12 protein-coding genes and 1 pseudogene are annotated in these 19932 nt (G+C 68.5%); 7 read left to right on the forward strand and 6 right to left on the reverse strand.

Annotation, left to right across the window (positions count from 1 at the left end; all coding sequences use genetic code 11):
* Window positions 1-53 precede the first annotated feature (53 nt).
* The 4 genes from AC1D1A_RS00085 to AC1D1A_RS00100 all read right to left on the reverse strand — a co-directional run bounded on the left by AC1D1A_RS00085 (window position 54) and on the right by AC1D1A_RS00100 (window position 3610).
* Window positions 54-791: an amino acid ABC transporter ATP-binding protein gene (locus AC1D1A_RS00085; RefSeq protein ID WP_028277189.1), complete on the reverse strand. Its 738-nt coding sequence runs from the start codon at window positions 789-791 to the stop codon at window positions 54-56.
* Complete coding sequence (locus AC1D1A_RS00090; RefSeq protein ID WP_028277188.1) at window positions 788-1552, reverse strand: amino acid ABC transporter permease; 765 nt, start codon at window positions 1550-1552, stop codon at window positions 788-790. The genes AC1D1A_RS00085 and AC1D1A_RS00090 overlap by 4 nt, the downstream gene beginning before the upstream one ends.
* Window positions 1553-1555: 3 nt before the next feature.
* Entirely contained in the window at window positions 1556-2491 is a 936-nt protein-coding gene (locus tag AC1D1A_RS00095) for an ABC transporter substrate-binding protein (RefSeq protein ID WP_223913927.1), read from the reverse strand.
* 408 nt (window positions 2492-2899) lie between these two features.
* A complete protein-coding gene (locus AC1D1A_RS00100; RefSeq protein WP_476946860.1) occupies window positions 2900-3610 on the reverse strand; it encodes an exonuclease domain-containing protein in 711 nt (236 codons plus the stop codon).
* A gap of 97 nt (window positions 3611-3707) precedes the next feature.
* On the opposite strand from AC1D1A_RS00100, the gene AC1D1A_RS00105 reads away from it, so the two are divergent.
* Genes AC1D1A_RS00105 through AC1D1A_RS00115 form a run of 3 tightly spaced genes read left to right on the forward strand, consistent with a single transcriptional unit; the run spans window position 3708 to window position 11094 of the window.
* Window positions 3708-4124 (forward strand): MGMT family protein, encoded by a 417-nt coding sequence (locus AC1D1A_RS00105; RefSeq protein ID WP_028277185.1) that lies wholly within the window; start codon window positions 3708-3710, stop codon window positions 4122-4124.
* A gap of 26 nt (window positions 4125-4150) precedes the next feature.
* Entirely contained in the window at window positions 4151-7504 is a 3354-nt protein-coding gene (locus tag AC1D1A_RS00110) for an ATP-dependent helicase (RefSeq protein WP_476947060.1), read from the forward strand.
* Complete coding sequence (locus tag AC1D1A_RS00115; protein WP_476946861.1) at window positions 7501-11094, forward strand: ATP-dependent helicase; 3594 nt, start codon at window positions 7501-7503, stop codon at window positions 11092-11094. The genes AC1D1A_RS00110 and AC1D1A_RS00115 overlap by 4 nt, the downstream gene beginning before the upstream one ends.
* A gap of 393 nt (window positions 11095-11487) precedes the next feature.
* On the opposite strand, the pseudogene AC1D1A_RS00120 reads toward AC1D1A_RS00115, so the two are convergent.
* Window positions 11488-12729, reverse strand: a pseudogene (locus tag AC1D1A_RS00120) (macrolide 2'-phosphotransferase); the annotation flags it as partial.
* A gap of 187 nt (window positions 12730-12916) precedes the next feature.
* On the opposite strand from AC1D1A_RS00120, the gene nudC reads away from it, so the two are divergent.
* The 3 genes from nudC to AC1D1A_RS00135 all read left to right on the forward strand — a co-directional run bounded on the left by nudC (window position 12917) and on the right by AC1D1A_RS00135 (window position 16936).
* Window positions 12917-14008 carry an NAD(+) diphosphatase gene (nudC, locus tag AC1D1A_RS00125; RefSeq protein ID WP_476871341.1) on the forward strand — a complete coding sequence of 364 codons (1092 nt, stop codon included), beginning with the start codon at window positions 12917-12919 and terminating at the stop codon, window positions 14006-14008.
* Window positions 14009-14189: 181 nt separating this feature from the next.
* Window positions 14190-16292 carry an ATP-dependent DNA helicase UvrD2 gene (locus tag AC1D1A_RS00130; RefSeq protein WP_223913982.1) on the forward strand — a complete coding sequence of 701 codons (2103 nt, stop codon included), beginning with the start codon at window positions 14190-14192 and terminating at the stop codon, window positions 16290-16292.
* Window positions 16292-16936, forward strand: a complete 645-nt coding sequence (locus AC1D1A_RS00135; protein ID WP_476946862.1) for a M48 metallopeptidase family protein — start codon at window positions 16292-16294, stop codon at window positions 16934-16936. The genes AC1D1A_RS00130 and AC1D1A_RS00135 overlap by 1 nt, the downstream gene beginning before the upstream one ends.
* Before the next feature lie 7 nt (window positions 16937-16943).
* On the opposite strand, the gene AC1D1A_RS00140 is transcribed toward AC1D1A_RS00135, so the two are convergent.
* Window positions 16944-18488 (reverse strand): zinc-dependent metalloprotease, encoded by a 1545-nt coding sequence (locus AC1D1A_RS00140; protein WP_476946863.1) that lies wholly within the window; start codon window positions 18486-18488, stop codon window positions 16944-16946.
* Between the two features lie 257 nt (window positions 18489-18745).
* Between AC1D1A_RS00140 and AC1D1A_RS00145 the strand changes: the two genes are divergently transcribed.
* The gene (locus AC1D1A_RS00145; RefSeq protein WP_476858897.1) at window positions 18746-19894 is read left to right on the forward strand and encodes a YlbL family protein; all 1149 of its coding nucleotides are present in this window, start codon (window positions 18746-18748) and stop codon (window positions 19892-19894) included.
* The last annotated feature ends 38 nt before the right edge of the window (window positions 19895-19932 follow it).

Genomic DNA, 19932 nt, shown 5'->3' on the forward strand with positions numbered 1-19932 from the left:
CCCGCCGTTGCGGGTGCCATCAGTCATTTAAGCTGCCGTGATGCTGGAGCGAACTACAGAACGTCCGCGAGGAACCCCTGCAGCCGCTCGGTCCGCGGGCTGGTAAAGATCTGTTCCGGGGGACCGGACTCGACGACGACGCCGGCGTCCATGAACGTCACGGTGTCCGAGACATTGCGGGAGAAGCCCATCTCGTGGGTCACCACCACCATGGTCATGCCGCCCTTGGCGAGGTCGGCCATCAGCGCCAGCACACCCTTGACGAGCTCGGGGTCGAGGGCGGAGGTGGCCTCATCGAAGAACATCACCTCCGGCTTCATGGCCAGGGCGCGGGCAATGGCGACACGCTGCTGCTGGCCGCCGGAGAGGTTGGCAGGACGCGCGTCGGCCTTGTGTTTGAGCCCCACCAGGTCGAGCTGCTCGAGTGCCTCGGCCCGGGCCTGCTCCGCCGGCAGCTTGCGCAGCTTCCGAAGCGCCAGCGAGACGTTGTCCACCACGGTCTTGTGCGGGAACAGGTTGAACTGCTGGAACACCATGCCGATCCGCTGGCGCAGCTCGTCCGGGTTGTCCTTCAGGACCGAGCGGCCATCGAGCAGGATGTCGCCCTGGTCCGGTTCGATCAGACGGTTCATGACACGCAGCAGCGTCGATTTTCCTGAGCCGGAGGGCCCGATCACCGAGGCAGTGGTGCCCTTCTCGACATGAAGGTCGATGCCGCGGAGGACATGGTTCGTGCCGAAGGACAAGTGCAGGTTCTTGCCGGTCAGCGAGCCGGAGGCGAATTCGCTCATGGCTGTGCTCCCTTCCCGATCAAGGCCGCGGCGTCGTCAGGCTGACGCTTCTCCGGACGGCCGGTGCGCAGACGCTTGTCGATGTAGTTGACCAAGTGGGTGAGCGGAACGGTCAGGATGAGGTACATGAACGCGGCGGCAACCAGTGGCGAGAGGTTTCCCGTATTGGCGGCGGCGTCGTTACCGATCCGGAAGATCTCGCGCTGGCTGGCGATCAGGCCCAGCAGATAGATCAGGGACGAGTCCTTGATCAGCGCGATGAACTGGTTGACCAGGGCCGGGAGCACGCGCCGGACGCCCTGTGGAATCACCACGAGGCGCATAGACGAGCCATAGCTGAAGCCCAGGGCCCGGGACGCCTCCAGCTGGCCCTTTTCCACGCTCTGGATGCCCGAGCGGAAGATCTCGCCGATGTAGGCCGCAGCCATGAGCGTCAGGGCGAAGATGGCCAGCGGGAACGGGTTCGTGGATCCGGTCGCTACCCGGACTATGGGTCCGAGCCCGAGGCCGATGAGGAGGATGATGACAATAGCCGGAACGCCGCGGAAGATGTCCGTGTAGATCCGGGAGAGCCACCGCAGCGGCGTCAGGCGGGACGTGCCCATGACGGCCAGGACCATGCCCAGGATGCACCCGAGCACGCCCGAGGAAACCGCCAGGATCAGGGTGTTGGGCAGGCCGAACATAATCATGTTCGGCAGGACGGCTGCCATCGCCTCCCAGTCAAAGAAGGTCTTTACGAGTTGATCGAGTGCATCCATGGACTAGGACTTCGGAACTGTGACAGCCTTGGAGCCCGGGGACCACGTGGCCGGGGTCTCGCGGTCCGGGTACCATTCCTTGGTCAGCTTGGACCAGGTGCCGTCGGCAATCACGGCGTCGAGGCCGGAGTTCAGCGCGTCGATGAGCGGCTGGTTTTCCTTGTTCACGGCGTACGCGGTGAAGTTCTGGGTGTTTACAACCGACTCGGCGATGACCGTGCCGTCGCCTTCCTTGACCTGGCCGGTAGCCTGCTGGGACGGAGCGACCCAGGCGTCGACCTGGCCGTTCTTCAAGTTGGCATACGCGGTGTTGTAGTCCTCGAAGCGGACGGGCTCGATCTGGAGGGTGTTGGTGACGTAGTCATCCTGCACCGTGCCCTGGACCACGGCGATGCGGGTGTCCTTGGTCAGGTCCTTGAACCCCTTGATGTTGGAGTCCTTCTTGGCGACCACGGCCATGTAGCCGAAGTCGTAACCGTTGGTGAAACCCACGGTCTTGCGGCGCGCGTCAGTGGTGGAGATCGAGGAGGACCCGAGGTCGAACTGCTTGTTCTGAACCTGGGCGAGCAGCGAGGCGAAGCCGGTCGCCTTGAACTCCACCTTGAGGCCCAGCTTGTCCGCAATGGCGCGCAGGAGCTCGTTGTCGTAGCCGGTGAACTTGCCCGACTTGTCGATGTAGATGTTCGGCGGGGCGTCCGAAAGGGTGCCCACAGTCAGGGTTCCGTCGCTGATCAGGCCGAGCTTGGACTTGTCAATCTGGTCCAGGGGAGTGACGTCCTTGGTCGTGTATTTGTCCAGGGACTTCTGGTCGCTGCCCTGGAGGGCATCCGTCGGTGACGCCGTTGACTGGGCCGAACCGCCGCCGCAGGCTGCAAGGGAAACCGCCACGGCGATGGCCACGGGAACGGTGGTCAGCCACTTCAAGGCTTTGCTTTTCATCACGCAATCACTTTCGTCTGAAATTCAGTGGGTCGCGGGAGGCTCATCGGGCCCCCGGCCGCTGGCTTGGGCGCCGGGTGGAGCAGACACGCCGCGAAAGATAATTGTGTCATCCGACGTGGGCGCCCATTCAATCCGAACAAATCAGAGATGATGTGTGCGTTCTGCGAACTATCTTCAGGATCGCGTGTGATCGGCGCTGATCCTGATAGTGCTGGCGGGGTGGCGCGGAATCATCGGCGCCGGAGCGGGCGGCAAGTGGAAGCCCCGGGCCGTGTGACCTCCGTCGCAATCACTGGATTTGCGCGCAGCGGGGGACTAGTTAAGCCGTTCCGCCGGCGAACGTTTCGTTTTAAGAAGTGCTCCCGCGCCGGGGCCCAGCGTCCGGAATCCCAGCGTCCGGAAATCCTAGAAGTCGCCCCGGCTGGCGTCCTCGGGAGGCAGGACGGGCCAGTCGCCTTCGATCACGGCGGCCGGCTTCGTCTTGCGCAGGTAGCTTTGGAAGTCCGCGGCCTGGGCAGAGGCCCATTCGACCTGGAGTTGGTGCAGGTTGCCCGCCGGCATCCTGAGCTTGGGGAATTTTCCGGCCATGGCATCGAGCATCCGAAGGGTTGCCAGGGCATCGGCCGCGGAGGTATGCGCGTTGTCCAGATTGACGCCGTACTCCTCGCACAAGGCGGTGAGCGTGCGCTTGCCCTTGCGGTAGCGGTCCACCTGTTTGTTCATGACGTACGGATCCAGCACGGGGAAGCGGCTCAACTGAGGGACGCCGTAGCGGGCAGACTCGGCGGCGAGCACCGTGAAGTCGTAGCTGGCGTTGAAGGCGATGACCGGCACACCCGTGTCGAAAAGCTCCTGGAGCACGGCGGCGACCTCCCGCGTCACTTCCGCGGCGGGGCGGCCTTCGCTGCGGGCCTTCTCGGTGGTGACGCCGTGGATGTCGCTGGCCTCGGTGGGAATCTCAACCCCGGGGTCCGCGAGCCACTCGTGTTCCTGGACAATCCCGCCGTCGGAGTCCACCACGGTGATGGATGCTGTGACAATCCGCGYCGCGCGGGAGTTCCGCCCGGTGGTTTCGAGGTCGAAGGCTGCGCGGGGGAGGGTGTTCCAAGTGCTCATGCTTCAACGCTACCTGCTGCCACTGACAGTTCCTGACCGGGGTGGCGGCGTGCCGCCCGGGCACGGTTCCGGAGTCCGGAACGGCTAGGCTGGACCGATGCGGACGGAGTATGTGGAGGCGGTGCTGGAGCTCGTGGCGTTGATCCCGGCCGGCACGGCGGTGGCCTACGGCGACGTTGCGGAACTCCTCGGCGCCGGCGGCCCGCGCCAGGTCGGATCGGTCATGAGCCACTATGGCAGCAGCGTGCCCTGGTGGCGTGTCCTGAAATCCAGCGGAGACGCCCCGCCCGGCCTGGAGCACGAGGCATTGGGCCTTTATCTGCAGGAGGGGACGCCGCTTCTGGGCCGCTACGAGGACTTCCGCCGGACCGGCGAGGGGCGCTGGCGTGTTGACCTGGCCTCCGGCCGGTGGGCGCCCACCGACGCCGATTTCGACCGGATCGATGCCATCGCGGAGCGGCTCGAGCGGGAGTCGCATAAATTGTCGGTACCCGATGATGAAATGACTGTGTGAGTACCCCCAGCCACCTTGAACCAAGCCTGCAGCGGTCCGGGTCCCGTCCCCTTCCCGGGGCGGGGCGCGCAACGGGAGCGGGGCTGCGCCTGTTGCCGCCCCGGACCCAGCACAGCGCGGTGCCGGTGCTGTCACCGGACCAGCTTGCCGCCGTCGAGGTCCCGCCCGGCTCCGGCCCCGTCCTGGTGCCCGGCGCGCCCGGCACCGGCAAGTCGACGGTCCTTGTCGAGGCTGCCGTCCGCCGCACCCTGCGCGATGGTCTGGATCCGGAGCGGATGCTCATCCTGGCTCCCGGGCGGCTCGCCGCGGATACGCTCCGCGACCGGTTCACGGCCCGCCTGGACCGGAGCCTGAGCACGACGCCGGCACGGACCTGGGCGTCATATGCCTTCGATCTGATCCGCCGTGCCAAGGCCGAAGGCCTCCTGCCGCTTCCGCGCCAGCCGAAGCTGCTCTCCGGCCCGGAACAGGACCTGATCATCAAGGAACTGCTGGAGGGCCATGCGCTGCCCGGCCTCGAGCTGCCCTGGCCCGAGGACCTGGGCGCCGCCCTGCAGACCCGCGGTTTCCGGCAGGAAGTGCGCCAGCTCTTTGACCGGATCATCGAATCCGGGCGGACCGCCGAGGACCTTGTGGCCTTGGCCCGGCAGTGCAACCGGCCGGACTGGATTCCGGCGGCCGCCCTGTACTCCGAATACCGCGATGTCCTGGACCTGCGCATGCCCGAGGCCTTCGACCCCGCCGGCATCATCACTGCCGCGCGCCAGATCTTCCAGGACTCACCCGATTTCCTCGCCGCCGAACGCGACCGCCTGCAGCTGATTCTCGTGGATGACATCCAGGAGGCGAACCCGGCGGTCTTCGAATTGCTCGCCGACATCGCCGCCGGCAAGGATGCCATCATCACTGCCTCGCCCGACACCGTGGTTCAGGGCTTCCGCGGGGCACGCCCCGATCTCGTGGCGGAGCTTCCCGGCCTCCTGGCACCTGACGGGACGATCCTGGAACGACCCCTGTGGACGGCGCATCGGCAGGACCCGGCAGTGGCGGAGGCATGGCTGTCAGTGGCCGGGCGCATCTCCCGCAGGTCCGGCGGGCAGTCCGCCCGCCGGCTCGAACAGCCCGGACCGGTGCCGGCGCCGGACGGGCAAGCAGTCCCGACACCGGACAGAGCCGCCGGCGCCCGGGCGGGGACGGTCGAGGCCCACCTGCTGCCGTCCCCGGTCCACGAGCTGCGGTATGTGGCCCAGCGGATCCTCGAAGCCCAGCTGAACGACGACCGGGAACTCGGGGACATCGCCGTGATAGTGCGCAACGGCGGCCAGCTCAGCCAGTTGCAGCGGTACCTGGCCGGCCAGGGGATCCCGGTCCGGATTCCCGTCGCCGAATCCGCCGTCCGGGACGAGGTCGCGGTCCGTCCGCTGCTCGATGCCTATGCGGTGGCCCTGGACCCTGCCGTGCTCACACCCGAGTCAGCGGTGTCCTTGCTGACATCCCGGATAGGCGGCGCCACCGCGATTGAACTGCGGAGGCTGCGGCAGTCGCTGCGCCGGGAGGAACTCCTGGGCGGCGGCGGGCGCACCAGCGACGCGCTCCTGGTCGAAGCCCTGCTGGAGCCGGGAGCGCTCGCAACGCTGGGCATCGAGGGTCACTCGGCCCGCCGGATTGCCCGGATGATCGCAGCGGGCCGGGACGCCGCCGGTGCCCCCGGAGGCAACGCCGAGACCGTGCTCTGGGCGCTCTGGCATTCCACCGGCCTGGCCTCCCGCTGGACCGACGCCGCCCTCGCCGGAGGCTCAGCCGGTGCCCGGGCCGACCGTGACCTTGATGCCATGATGGCGCTGTTCCATACCGCGGAACGCTTTGTGGACCAGCTGCCGGGTTCCGGCCCGGAGCAGTTCCTTGAATACCTGCTCAGCCAGGAACTTCCCATGGATACCCTGGCCGCCCGGGCGCAGCTGGAAGACGCGGTGGAGCTCATGACCCCTGCCAGCGCGGCCGGCCGCGAATGGCCGGTGGTCATTGTGCCCGGACTTCAGGAAGGCGTGTGGCCCAACACCCGGTTGCGCGGAGAACTGCTCGGCAGCACGTTGTTCGCCGACGCCGTCGAGCACGGCGTGGAGTATGCCCTGCGACTGGATCCGCAGAGCCGGCTGCGCGAAATACGCTATGACGAGCTCCGGAGCTTTTCCACGGCAGTGTCCCGCGCCCGGGAGGTGCTGATCTGCACGGCGGTGTCCTCGGAGGACGAGCAGCCGTCCTCGTTCCTGGACTATGTGGCGCCGTTGCGGCCCGGGCAGGACCGCCGGGGCTTTACCCCGGTCGAGCGTCCGCTGACCCTCCGGGCGCTGGTCGCGGAACTGCGGCAGTACGCCCAGCTCGACCCGAGGGCGGCCGAATCGGCGGAAGCCGCGGCCGTCCTGGGGGGCCTGGCCACGGCCCAGCCGCCGGTTCCGGGCGCGCACCCCGCGAGCTGGTGGGGGCTGGCGGAGTTGTCCTCGGAGGAGGCGGTGGTTCCGCCGGGCGGTACCGTGTTCGTGTCGCCCTCGAAGGTCGAAACCGTGCAGAAATCTCCGCTGGACTGGTTTGTCCAAGCCGCCGGCGGTGAAGCCGCCACCGATTTTGCCCGCAGCCTCGGAACGCTGGTCCACGCCATTGCGCAGGACCTCCCGGACGCCTCGGGAAGCGAATATGTCGCCGAACTGGTCCGGCGCTGGCCCACGCTGGGGATGAAGGACAACTGGGAAGGCAAACTGGACTTCCAGCGAGCCGAGTCCATGGTCCGCAAGCTCGCCCAGTATGTCCTCGTGATGCGCAGCGAGGGCCGGAGCCTGATCGGCGTCGAACAGGACTTTGAGGTGAAGCTGCCGGACGTTCCGGCGGAGGCCGCTTCCACACAGGCCGGATCCGATCCGGGCGAGGGCGGAAGCGCCGGTCCGGCGCGGCCCGCCGTGCTCAGGGGCCAGGTCGACCGGCTGGAGATCGACGCCGAGGGCCGGCTGGTGATCATCGACCTCAAGACCGGCAAACGCCAGCCCGGCAAAGCGGATCTGGACCGGCACCCGCAGCTCGGTGCCTACCAGGCCGCCGTGCTGGCCGGCGGCTTCGCGGGTCCCGACGACGGTCCGCCGCCGCTGCCGGGCGGCGCCGTCCTGGCCCAGCTGGGCACCACCACCAAGAGCCCCGGCATCCAGGCCCAGGCACCGCTGGATCCGCAGGACAACTGGGCACTGGAGATGGTCGGCGACGCCGCCCGCGTGATGTCCGGCAGCGTTTTCCAGGCCCGCCACGATCCGTCCAAGGGAGGCCATGGCGGCCACGGCTGCCGGCTCCCTGAAGTGTGCCCGCTGTGCGTGCGGGGAAAGCAGGTTACTGAATGAGCCCCGAGGCGCCGGCAAGCGGCCCGACCGACCCGCATCCGGCACCGGCTCCCCTCCCCGAGCCCCTTCCTGAGCCGCGGTTCAGCCCGGAAGAGCTGTCGGCACTGCTGGGGGAGGGGAACAGCCCCACGGCCGAACAGTCCCTGATCATTTCCTCGCCCCTCACGCCGCGGCTCGTGATCGCCGGGGCGGGCTCGGGGAAGACCGCCACCATGGCGGACCGGGTAGTGTGGCTCGTCGCCAACGGCTGGGTCCGGCCGGAGGAAGTCCTCGGCGTCACCTTCACCCGCAAGGCCGCCGGTGAACTCGCCTCGCGGATCCGGGCCAAGCTGGCCGCGCTGGCGCGCATCGCGGCGGCCGACACCGGGAACACGCTCTTCCCTGCCGGGCTGCTGAGCGCGGATGCGCTCGAACCCAAGGTCTCCACCTACCACTCGTATGCGAGCGGCATTGTGTCCGACTACGGTCTCCGCCTCGGCGTCGAACGCGACGTCGTGCTGCTCGGCGGCGCCCAGTCGTTCCAGCTCGCCAGCGAGGTGGTGGAAGCCTTTGACGGGGACTACGAACACTTCCGGTCCGCCAAATCAACGCTCGTCAAGGCCGTGATCCAGCTGGCGGGAGAGTGCTCCGAGCATTTGCAGGACCCGGCCCAGGTCCGTGGCTGGCTCTTGGAGCGGGTCGCCGCGTTCGAGTCGCTCCCGTATGTCGCAGAAGCCAAGAAGAACCCCACCCAGGCTGCGGGCGAGCTCAGCGCGATGCTTCGCACGCGGGCCAGCGTCGCGGACATGGTGGGCCGCTATTCCGAGGCGAAGCGCGCCCGCGGCGCCCTGGACTTCGGTGACCTGGTGGCCCTGGCGGCGCGGGTGGCCAGTGAGATTCCGGTCGCCGCCCAAACAGAGCGCCAGCGTTACAAGGTGGTGCTTCTCGATGAGTTCCAGGACACCTCGCACGCCCAGTTGGTGCTGTTCTCCCGGCTCTTCGGCGACGGCCATGCGGTTACCGCGGTGGGGGACCCGAACCAGTCCATCTACGGATTCCGGGGAGCGTCCGCCGGGCAACTCTTCCATTTCGTCCGCGAATTCCCGATCCTCGTCAGCAGCGAAGGCACCGACACCGCCCACGGCGGCGAGGGGGACCGGGACAGCTCGCGGGACCGGGGCAGCGGGCAGGCCCGGCGCTTTGCCGTGGCGCCCACCTCCTACTTGACTACAGCGTGGCGCAACGGACGCAACATCCTGGCCACGGCCAACCTCATTTCGGCGCCGCTGAGCAAAGCGGCGGCGAACCTCGGGGCCGCCGGGGCCCGGGAAAGCGCCGACGCCGTCGAGGTCCCGCCACTGCAGCCCAGCCCGGCCGCGGTGGACGGCAGGGTGGTGATGGGACGGTTCGCCACGGACGAAGCCGAGGCCGCGGCGATCGCAGGCGACGTGCTGAAATTTCGCGTGACGGACTTCGACGCCGCGCACTCCGCCGACCCGGTTCCGCCGGCCATGGCTGTCCTGTGCCGGCGCCGGGCACAGATGGAATGCATTCGCCGCGAGTTCGAAGTCCGGGGCATTCCCTATGAAATCGTTGGGCTCGGCGGGCTGTTGGACACGCCGGAAATCATCGATCTTGTCGCTACGCTCCGGGTCCTGGCCGACCCGGGCCGCTCGGACTCCCTCATGCGCCTGCTGGCCGGCGCGCGGTGGCGGATCGGCCCGGCGGACCTGATGGCCCTGCGGGACTGGTCGAGTTTCCTGGCCCGCCGTCGGGGTCGCCCCGGCGGCCTGGAGGCCGGCGACGCCGGACAGGGTGCCGAGGATGACGGGCGTGCCGCCGAGGACGCGCTGGATGACGCTGTGATCGAAGGCGACATCACGGACGCCGCCAGCCTGGTCGAGGCCCTGGACTGGCTGCCCCGCGACGGCTGGACCTCGGCGCACGGACGCAGACTGAGCCCGGAGGCCCGGGACCGTCTGCAGCGGCTCTCGGACGAGCTCCGGCAGTTGCGCAGCTACATGGGGGACGACCTCACCACTTTGCTCGGGGAGGTCGAACGGGCGATGCTCCTGGACATCGAAGTTGCGGCCCGGCCCGGGATCAGCATCCATCAGGCCCGCCGCAACCTGGACGCCTTCCAGGACGCGGCGGCCGGGTTCCTGCACACCTCCCAGCGGGTAGATGTCCTGGCGTTCCTCGCATGGCTGGAAGCTGCGGCGGCCGAGGAAAACGGTCTGGATGCCGCAGCGCCGGAGGTGAACCACGAAGCCGTCCAGCTGCTGACCGTGCATGCCTCCAAGGGGCTGGAATGGGATGTCGTGTTCGTTCCCGGGCTCAATTCCGGGGCGTTCCCCAGCAGCCGCGACTCGCGGTGGAGCAGCGGCAGTGCGGCACTGCCGTGGCCGTTGCGCGGCGATCGCACCGATTTGCCCCAATGGGACCTGGACCAGCAGGACCAAAAAGGCTGGCTTGACGCCGAGAAGGAGTTCAAGTCTGCCGTCCAGTCGCACGGCGAGGCCGAGGAACGGCGCCTGGCCTACGTGGCGTACACCCGTGCCAAACACGTGCTCTGGCTATCGAGTGCGGCGTGGGTGGGGTCCCGGGCCGGTTTGGCGGAGATGTCTCCCTTCCTTGCCGGGCTCGAGGGCCTCACCGCCGACGGCGCGGCCGAAATCCATCCGCTGTCCGTCAGCGAGGACGCGCTGCCGGCCGAAAGCCCCCTGACCTCTGAACTCGAAGTCGCCGCCTGGCCCTATGATCCGCTGGAGGGCCCGCATGACCCCCGGACGGGAAAACGGCTGCGGCTTGTCCCGGGCCGGCGGGCGGCCATGGAATCCGCAGCGGCCCGCGTCCTGCAGGCAATGGCATCCGGCCCGGATGGAGCGGACGCCGGAAAACGTCCCGTCCTGCGCGGTCCTGCCGCCGGGTGGGCGCAGGAGGCGGCCACTTTGCTGGAACGCCGCTCCCGGCGTTCGGTGGTCCAGGATGTGCATCTGCCCGGGCACATCTCGGCGTCGACTCTCGTTGACCTGGAAGATGACCCAGGCTCCGTTGTGGCCCGCCTGCGCAGGCCGATCCCGCGCGAACCGGGGATGTCGGCGCGCAAGGGCACGGCCTTCCACGCCTGGGTGGAGGAATACTTCGGCGCCGCCGGGATGCTGGACCTGGGTGAGGCAGCCGGCGCTGACGACCACATCGACGAGGCCTACGGCCTGGATTCCATGGTGGAAACTTTCCGTCAGTCCGAGTGGGCCCACCGCGCCCCCGCCCACGTCGAGGTCCCGGTCGAGACACGGATCGGCGACGTCGTGGTCCGGGGCAGGATCGACGCCGTGTTCCGCGACGCCGACGGCCGCTGGGATCTTGTGGACTGGAAGACCGGCCGCCGCCCCTCGGCGGCCCAACTGAAGGTCAAGGCAGTCCAGCTCGCCGTCTACCGGCTGGCCTGGGCCCGGCTCAAGGGGGTCCCGTTGGAGGACGTCCGGGCCGCTTTCTACTACGTGGCCGACAACCAGGTGGTCCGCCCCCATGACCTTGGATCAGCGGAAAAGCTTGAGGAAATCGTGTCGGCGGCGCTAGGGAGGACAGCGACGCACAGCGGCGCCTAGCGGATGTCAGCCGGCCGGAGAAAGCCCGCCGAACGGAGCCGGCCGGGGCAGTACACCTGAACCGGCCGGCAGCCGGCGCTAGCGGGACGCGGAGTCGACCACCGTGATCGCGGCGGTTGACGTGTTGTCACCGGACCCGGGCTGGACGACGGCAATCGATTGCGTCGATGTGTCGGTACCGGCTGGAACCGCGGCCCCGGCGTCGCTGTCACCGGCCTCACTGACCTTCCCGGAATCCGGGTCGGGGGCCGCCGCCTGCGGGGCGCCGTCCAGCGCGGCATCAGCGCTGGAGGGCACGGAGGACTTGGCGGCGCCGGGGATTGCGGTGATGTCGGCGGACGCACCTGCGGCCTTACCGGCGCCCGGCTCGGCGCTTGCCTGGTCGCCTGCTTCAGCGGCTGCGGCTGTGTCTGCGACGGGCTGGGGGACAGCCGCCGGTGCGTCAGCCCCCGTTTCGCGGGGGATAGGCGTGACGTGCACAGCGGGCCTGGCACTGATGCCGGCAGTGGCATCATCAGCCGGAGTGCTGCCCGTGACCGGCTCCATCGGCAGCAGCGTGACCTTGCTGACGGCGGGCGCCGTCCCGTTGGCCGCTGGGGCCGGCGCGGCCGGGACCGTCGGCGCATCGACATGAGCACCGGCGTCGGCAATGGCTTGTTCTGTGCCGGGTTCGGGTGCCGCGACCGGCTGCGGCAGCGGTTCCACGCTGATCGGCTGGCCGCCGTGTTCGGCCACGTCCTCGGCCAGCGTGGCGAGCATGGATTCCGCCTCGTCGATCATTTCCTGGTTGCCGGCGGCCATGCCTTTGACCAGATACTGCGCCAGGGCGAATTCGGCGGAGAGCGCGGCCCGCCGCAACAGGTGCGCATCGGGCGCGTCGCGCCGGCTGGAGGTGTAGTGATCCAGGACCGCATTCACAAAGTCCTGTTCGTTGGAGGCGACCAGCCAGGCCATGTCGTCCGCCGGGTCACCGATGCGCAGGTCGGTCCAGCCTGTCACTGCGGTCACACGCTCACCCTCGACCAGCAGGTTGTCCTCGTGGAGGTCGCCGTGAACGACGCAGGGATTGAAGCGCCAGAGCGAGACGTCTTCCATGGCGTGTTCCCAGCGCCGCAGCAGCAGCGGCGGGATTTTTCCGGTCGTGGCCGCCTGGTCCAGTTCATTGAGGCGCCGCTGGCGGAATTCGTTGGGCGTGTAGCTGGGCAGATCGGCGTTGCTCACGATTGACCGTGGGAGGTCATGGATCGCGGCCAGGGCCGCCCCGATTTCGCGGGCCAGCGCGGGAGAGCCGTTGCTGAGCTCGTCCAGGGAGCGGGTGGCGCCGGCCAGGTGCGAATAGACAAACGTGCTGAGCTGGCCTTGCCGGACCGTTCCCGCCACTGTGGGCATGAGGAACGGGAGCTCGGCCCGGATGCCGGGAGCGAACGCACGCAGCACCAGGAATTCGGTTTCCAGCCGGGCGCTCGCTTCGGCATGCCGGGGGGAGCGGACGCGCCAACGCTTGCCCTCAGAGTCCAGCAGGAGGGCCGCGTCGAAGTCCGCCGGATCGTCGGGCGCAGAGCTGACGGCGGTCGGGGTCAGGCCGGGTACCGCCGCCGTTGCTACAGCTGCCAGTTCGATTGGTTTCCTTCTCACCCTTCCACGGTAGATTGAGCGGCGCCCAAGTCGGCGATGCACTCCGGCGAGTCTTGAGATCGGGGACAAATCGGAGGGAAATAGGCGCTGAATCCGGGGCAGGCGGCTTGTCCCGCACATGCTGTGGAGCGCCCGGCGGCATGGTCGGCAAATGTCAATTGTCTGCCCGAGTCAGTACGGTGGGTGTATGAGTCTTGCGGAGTCAGCGGCATCTTCATCGGCATCACAGCAAACACCCTCCGAATCCCCGGCATCCGACGGTGCGGCGCCGCCGCCGCATCTCCTGCCGGCAAACCACCTCATGGAGACGGTCCTTCCCGTGCGCCCGGCCCTGATCGACCGCGGATCCGCCGCGCGGGTGAAACCCGGAATGCTCGCGGAGCTGGTCGGTTCAGGCGCGGCGCAGGCCGTGGTGCTCTCCGGCAGGCAGGCCCTCGTCAGCGGCAACAGCCTCGTGCTCCTCAACGCGGCCGAGCTCTCCGGGCACCTGGCCAACACCCCGTACGCTCCCGAACACGTGATTTACCTCGGTTCCGCCCTGGCCGGTTCGGACCTCGACGCCGGCACCGAGCTTGTCCTCTTTGTCCTCCCGCTTCAGTTCGAAGTCCAGGCCGAGGAATTCGAGGCTCACGTGGCCGGCGTTCCGAGCGATGCGCAGTGGGTGGGTTTCCGCGAAGTCGCGGCACGCCTGAACGCCACGGACACTGCGCTGTTCATCGAAGCCAGCGCCATCGCCAACTGGCATTCCACCCACACTCACTGCCCGCGCTGCGGCACTCCCACGCAGCCGGAAGCCGGTGGCTGGGTCCGGCGCTGCCCGGCCGATAACTCCGAGCACTTCCCCCGGACGGATCCGGCCATCATCGTCACCGTGGTGGGCCCCGACGGGAGACTGCTGTTGGGCGGAGGCGGCCCACTCGACGCCCGGAACTATTCGACCCTCGCCGGCTTCGTCGAACCGGGGGAGTCGCTCGAACAGGCCGTGCAGCGCGAAATCAGCGAGGAAGTCGGGGTCCGCGTCACCGCGTCCCAGTACCTTGGATCGCAGTCCTGGCCGTTTCCCGCCTCCCTGATGCTCGGCTTCACGGCCACCACGCCGGACACCGAAGCCCGGCCCGACGGCGTCGAGGTCACCAGGGCACGGTGGTTCAGCCGGAGCGAACTGCAGGACGCCGTCCTCAGCGGCGAGATCGTCATTTCCAGCAGGCTCTCCATCGCCCGGTCCCTTATTGAACACTGGTACGGCGGCATCATTCAGGACGCCGCGGACAGCGCCTGACACTGCCCCATACAGGCTGACACCGCCTGCCCCTATCCGCAGGACACCGACTACCGACTGAGCAGCAAAAGTGACCACAGAGAAATTGAACTTCAGCACCATCCCCGGCGGGGAACCGTCGGGCGGCACGACGTCGGGCGATGCCCCGCCTGCCGATGCCCCGGAACCTGACGGCCGTTCGCTGGAGGAACGGATCCTCGGCGGCCTCGACGCTGAGCAACGCGAGGTTGCCAGCACCCTCCAGGGGCCCATGTGTGTCCTGGCCGGTGCCGGGACCGGCAAGACCCGCGCCATCACGCACCGGATCGCCTACGGCGTGCACTCAGGGGTGTACAGCCCGCAACGGCTCCTCGCTGTCACCTTCACGGCCCGGGCTGCCGCCGAGATGCGCAGCCGGCTCCGTGACCTCGGCGTCGGCAACGTTCAGGCCCGTACCTTCCACGCCGCGGCGCTGCGCCAGTTGCAGTTCTTCTGGCCGCAGGCTGTCGGCGGCACCCTGCCCAATCTGCTGGACCACAAGGCACAGATGATTGCCGAGGCCGCGCGGCGGCTCCGGCTCAGCACGGACCGCGCCTCCATCCGGGACCTCGCCTCCGAAATCGAGTGGGCCAAGGTATCCATGCTGACCCCGGCGAACTATCTGGAGAACGCCCAGGGCCGGGGCAATCCGGGCGGCTTCGACCTGACGGCCGTGGCACGGGTCTTCCAGTCCTATGAGGACGTCAAGACCGACCGCAACGTCATCGACTTCGAGGACGTGCTGCTGATCACCGTGGGGATCCTGCAGGAGGACCCAAAGGTGGCAGCGACCGTCCGGGAACAGTACCGGCACTTCGTCGTCGACGAGTACCAGGACGTCTCGCCGCTGCAGCAGCGGCTCCTGGAGCTGTGGCTCGGCGGACGCGACGAGCTCTGCGTCGTGGGCGACGCCAGCCAGACCATCTACTCCTTCACCGGCGCCTCCCCGAAGCACCTGCTCGGGTTCAAAGCGATGTATCCCGAGGCCCACGTCGTTAAGCTGATCCGGGACTACCGGTCCACGCCCCAGGTCGTCAGGCTCGCCAACGACCTCCTCGCCGGCCGGCGCAGCGGCGGCCCGGTGGCGGACGCCGCCTGGGCCACGCCTTTGCAGCTCGTGGCGCAGCGGCCGGCGGGCCCGGTGCCGCGGTTCACCGAATGCTCGGATGACGAGGCGGAGGCCGCCACTGTCGCCGCGCGGATCCGTGAACTCCTCGACGCCGGAACACCGGCGAGCCAGGTCGCCGTGCTCTTCCGCACCAACGGGCAGTCCGAAGCCTACGAACAGGCGCTGGCCTCGGCGGGGATCGGCTACCAGCTGCGCGGCGGTGAGCGGTTCTTCGCGCGGAAGGAGGTCCGGGACGCCATCCTGCAGCTCCGGGCCGCGACCCGGGCGGTGGCTGAAACTGCCACGCCCGAGCCGCTCGGGCAGCTGGTCCGTGACATCGTCGCCTCCCTGGGCTACACGGACGCGGCCCCGCACAGCGGCGGCGCTCTCCGGGAGCGCTGGGAATCGCTGGCCGCCCTCGTGGCGCTGGCCGACGAACTCGTGATCAGCAGGGGCCCGCAGTTCTCGCTCCCGGACTTTGTCAACGAGCTCCAGGAACGGTCCCTGGCCCAGCACGCTCCGACTGTGCAGGGCGTTACCCTGGCATCCCTGCACGCCGCCAAGGGCCTGGAATGGGACGCCGTGTTCCTGGTCGGGCTGAGTGAGGGCCTCGTGCCGATCTCGTTCGCGGACACTCCTGAAGCGGTGGACGAGGAACGCCGGCTCCTGTACGTCGGAATCACCCGCGCCCGCGAACACCTGTCCCTGTCCTGGTCCACTGCCCGGACACCCGGCGGACGCGCCAACCGCAAGCCCTCGCGCTTCCTGGACGGCCTGCGCCCCGACTCGGTGGCCAGCTCCCACCTGCGGGGCAAGGGCCCGGCGCCGCGCCGGAAGGCGGCCGTTCCGGCGTCGTGCCGGGTCTGCGGCAGCATGCTCTCCAGCGGCGCGGAGCGCAAGGTGGGCCGCTGCAACCAGTGCCCGCCCAGTTACGAGGAACAGACGTTCGACGCGCTCAGGCAGTGGCGGAAGGACGTGGCCCTTGAGGCGGACGTCCCGGCATTCGTGGTGTTCACCGATGCCACCCTGACCGCCATCGCCGAGGCGCGCCCCGAGTCGCTGGAGCAGTTGGCCAAACTCGCCGGCGTGGGTCCATCCAAACTGGAGAAGTACGGCGAGGCCGTTCTGACAGTCCTGGCCGAAAGCACGGTTCAGTGATGCCCGGTTCAGTGATGCCCGGTTCAGGTCCGGCGGCCATTCCGCTGACCACCGCCGACGGAACCCCGGTAGTGGTCCGCCGCTCTGCGCGCCGACGCCGCACGGTCGCCGCGTTCTGGGAGGACGGCACCGCCGTCGTCGCCATCCCCGCGTCCTTCAGCAGGGCGCAGGAACGGGAGTGGGTCCATCGCATGCTGGAGAAACTCCGGCGCCAGGGGGACCGGGCGGCGCGGGGTTCCGGCCGGCGCCGCCCCCGCAGCGATGCCGATCTTGCCGCCCACGCCGCGGATCTGTCGGCGAAGTACCTGGGCGGCAGGGCGGTGCCCTCCTCGGTCCGCTGGGTCACCAACCAGAATTCGCGCTGGGGTTCCGCGACGCCGTCCGAAGGGACCATCCGGCTCTCGGCGAAGCTGCAGCCCATGCCGCAGTGGGTGATCGACTACGTGCTGCTTCACGAACTGGCCCACCTCCTGGTGGCCGGCCACGATGCCGCCTTCTGGCGGTTGCTGACGGCGTACCCGGAGACTGAGCGTGCCAAGGCCTTCCTGGAAGGGGTCTCGTTTGCGACCTCACGCGGCCTGGCGCCCGACGGCGGATACGACGAAGCCCCGGACGGAACCGAAATCCCGGCCGGGGCCTACTAGCGTTCGGCTAGGCCTTGGGCGTGCCGCCGTCGTCCGGTCCGCCGTCCTGACGGTCGTCGTCCTTGGCCGCCGGTTCGTCCGTGCCCTCTGAATCCGCCGTGCCTTCTGAATCCGCGGTGCCCTCGGTGTCCGTGGTGCCCTCTGAATCCGGAGTGCCCTCTGAATCCGCCGTGCCCTCGGTGTCCGTGGCATCGGCGCCGGCCGGCTCGTCGAACCCTCCGCTAAGCAGTTTCTGCAGGGCGTCGTCCACTTCGCTGTCGCTGGCTTCGGCGAGTTTACGGCGTTCGCTGAAGCCTTGCGGATCTTCCAGGTCCTCTGCCGTGGGAAGCAGGTCGGGATGCTGCCAAACGGCGTCGCGGCCGTCGACCCCACGCTCTTCCTTGAGCAAGGCCCACAGCGTAGCGGCCTCGCGGAGCCGGCGCGGCCGCAGTTCGAGTCCCACGAGGGAGGAGAACGCGTGCTCCGCGGGGCCCCCGGTGGCCCGGCGCCGCCGGACGGTTTCGCGCAGTGCGGCGGCGGACGGCAACATCTTCTCGGTTGCACCCCAGGTGAGTTCGTCCACCCAGCCTTCCACCAGGGCCAGCGCGGTCTCCAGCTTTTCGAGGGCCTGCTCCTGGGCGGGAGTGCGCTGCGGCATGAAGACTCCCTGCGAGAGCGCCTCCTGGATGCCCTCGGGGTTGCTGGGATCGATCTCGCGTGCCAGTTCTTCGATCTTGGACGTGTCGATGTGGATGCCGCGGGCGTAGGCCTCGATCGCGCCGAGCAGGTGCCCGCGCAGCCAGGGGACCTGGACGAAGAGACGGGCGTGTGCCGCCTCGCGCACGGCCAGGAACAGGCGGATGTCGTTCTCCGGCAGGCTGAGGCCCTCACCGAATTTCGCCACGTTGGCCGGCAGGAGCGCCATTTCGAGGTCTGCGAGGGGCACGCCAATGTCCGTCGAGCTGACCACTTCGGCCGAGAGCGCGCCGATAGCCTGGCCGAGCTGCATGCCGAAGATCGCCCCGCCCATGTTCTGGATCATCGAGGAGGCGCCGCCCATCATGGACTTCATTTCCTCGGGCATCTGCTCGGTCATGGCGGCCGAGAGCGCATTGGCAATGCTGTTGGCCACGGGCTCGGTCAGCCGCTTCCACGTCCCAAGGGTTTCCTCGACCCATTCGGCGCGGGACCACGCCCGGCCGATCAGTCCTGTGGCCGGAAGCCCGGTGACCTGGTCGAGCCACAGTTCGGCCAGCCGAAGGGCCTCATCGACCTCCCGCGACTGATGCGCCGTGACCGAGGGGTCGGTTCCGCTGGCGGCGACGCGCCGGGCGTTGTCATGTGCCAGCTGCCAATTGACGGGCCCCTCCGAGGGGGCGCTCATCATCGCCTGCACCTGGGAGAACATCTGGGCCAGGAGGTTTGGATCGTCCGGGAGGCCTGCTGCCTTGGCGAGCTCGGCGGGGTCGATATTGCCCATGCCCTGCCCGCCCATCAGGTTTTTGAGCATTTCGGCCAAGGGATCCTTGGGTTCCTCGTCGCCATTGGACGGATTGAGTGGGTTGGAGGTCATGATCCCGCCGATCGTCGGTGTGGCTGCTTCTCAACTTCACGGTACCCCTGTGCAAGAGTGGCTGTCTGCCGAAACCGCGCCACGTTCGCTGTAGGCAAAGAGCGGTCCGGGGTCCCAAGCGCGTAGGCTTGGAAGTTGGAATATTTGCACGCGGCAGCCTCGGGTTAGGCTGCGGCCCTGGTGCGTGGTCGCGGTGTCCTCTCGGGCTTGTCCTGGCAGGGCCGCAGCCCCTCGTGCCGGCACGGAGAGGTCGTTCAATGACAATCACCCACGGTGAGCAGCCCGCCAGCGACCCAGCGGCCGGCCCTGCCCGGGGCAGGTGGGCGCGACTGGCTGGCGCCGGCGTGCGGCGCCCGCGCAACAACCGGTCTTCAGCCATGCTTGTCTCGGGGCTGCTTGCCGCCGCACTGGGCATCACCGCGGTGAGCCTGCCCGTGCCCTACGTGATCGAGTCTCCCGGCCCCACCTTCAACACCATCGGCCAGGACAACGGCAAACCGGTGATCAGCGTCAGCGGCCATGAGTCGTTTCCCGCCAAGGGCAGCCTGGACCTGACCACTGTCTATGTCGACGGCGGTCCCAATGGTCCGGTCAGCGTCTTCGAGGCGTTCTCGGCATGGCTGAACGGGACCAAGGCCGTCTACCCCCAGGAACTGCTCTTCCCCACCGGCGTCACCAAGGAACAGTCCCAGCAGGAGAGCGCCACCGCGATGACCACCTCCCAGGAGAACGCCATCGCCTCGGCACTGAAGGAACTGAAGATTCCGTTCGGGCAGAAAATGCAGGTGGCCGGGCTCCCGGACGACTCCGCCTCGAAGGGACTGCTGCAGGCAGGGGACGAACTTGTCTCCATCAATGACAAGCCCATCACTGCGCTCGGCGTGGTCCAGGCGGAACTGGCCGCCGGCAACGGAAAGCCCGCCAAGGTTATCGTCGAACGCGCCGGCGCCCGGGTGCCAGTCACCATTACGCCGGCCAAAAACAGTGCGGGCCGCTACATCCTGGGCGTCTTGCTGCAGTACAAGTTCACCTTCCCGTTTGATGTCACCATCTCGCTCGACAAGGTCGGTGGCCCCAGTGCGGGCATGATGTTCGCGCTTGGCATCATTGACACCGTCACTCCCGGGGACCTGACCGGCGGCAAGCACATCGCCGGAACCGGAACCATCACCCCGGACGGTGCCGTAGGACCCATCGGCGGGATCGCCCAGAAGATGCAGGGGGCGCGGTCCGGCGGGGCCACGCTGTTCCTGGCTCCGGCGGCCAACTGCGAAGACGTCCTGGGCCACATCCCCGACGGCCTGCAGGTGGTCCGGGTCGAGAACCTCACCGAGGCCCGCAAGGCAGTTGAACTGGCCGCGTCAGGCGGCGACACATCGGGACTGCCTGTCTGCACCAACAACTAGACTGGCCGCGGAACTAAGCGCCGTCCCCACTCGTGGCA

It is taken from the genome of Arthrobacter sp. P1_B9 (assembly GCF_056406495.1).

Excerpts from the sequence above, each read along its gene's own strand:
- AC1D1A_RS00105 (WP_028277185.1), top strand. The coding sequence starts at position 3,708 with ATGCGGACGGAGTATGTGGAGGCGGTGCTGGAGCTCGTGGCGTTGATC.
- AC1D1A_RS00145 (WP_476858897.1), top strand. The coding sequence starts at position 18,746 with ATGACAATCACCCACGGTGAGCAGCCCGCCAGCGACCCAGCGGCCGGC.
- AC1D1A_RS00140 (WP_476946863.1), bottom strand. The coding sequence starts at position 18,488 with ATGACCTCCAACCCACTCAATCCGTCCAATGGCGACGAGGAACCCAAG.
- AC1D1A_RS00135 (WP_476946862.1), top strand. The coding sequence starts at position 16,292 with ATGCCCGGTTCAGTGATGCCCGGTTCAGGTCCGGCGGCCATTCCGCTG.
- AC1D1A_RS00115 (WP_476946861.1), top strand. The coding sequence starts at position 7,501 with ATGAGCCCCGAGGCGCCGGCAAGCGGCCCGACCGACCCGCATCCGGCA.
- AC1D1A_RS00085 (WP_028277189.1), bottom strand. The coding sequence starts at position 791 with ATGAGCGAATTCGCCTCCGGCTCGCTGACCGGCAAGAACCTGCACTTG.
- nudC (WP_476871341.1), top strand. The coding sequence starts at position 12,917 with ATGAGTCTTGCGGAGTCAGCGGCATCTTCATCGGCATCACAGCAAACA.
- AC1D1A_RS00095 (WP_223913927.1), bottom strand. The coding sequence starts at position 2,491 with ATGAAAAGCAAAGCCTTGAAGTGGCTGACCACCGTTCCCGTGGCCATC.
- AC1D1A_RS00090 (WP_028277188.1), bottom strand. The coding sequence starts at position 1,552 with ATGGATGCACTCGATCAACTCGTAAAGACCTTCTTTGACTGGGAGGCG.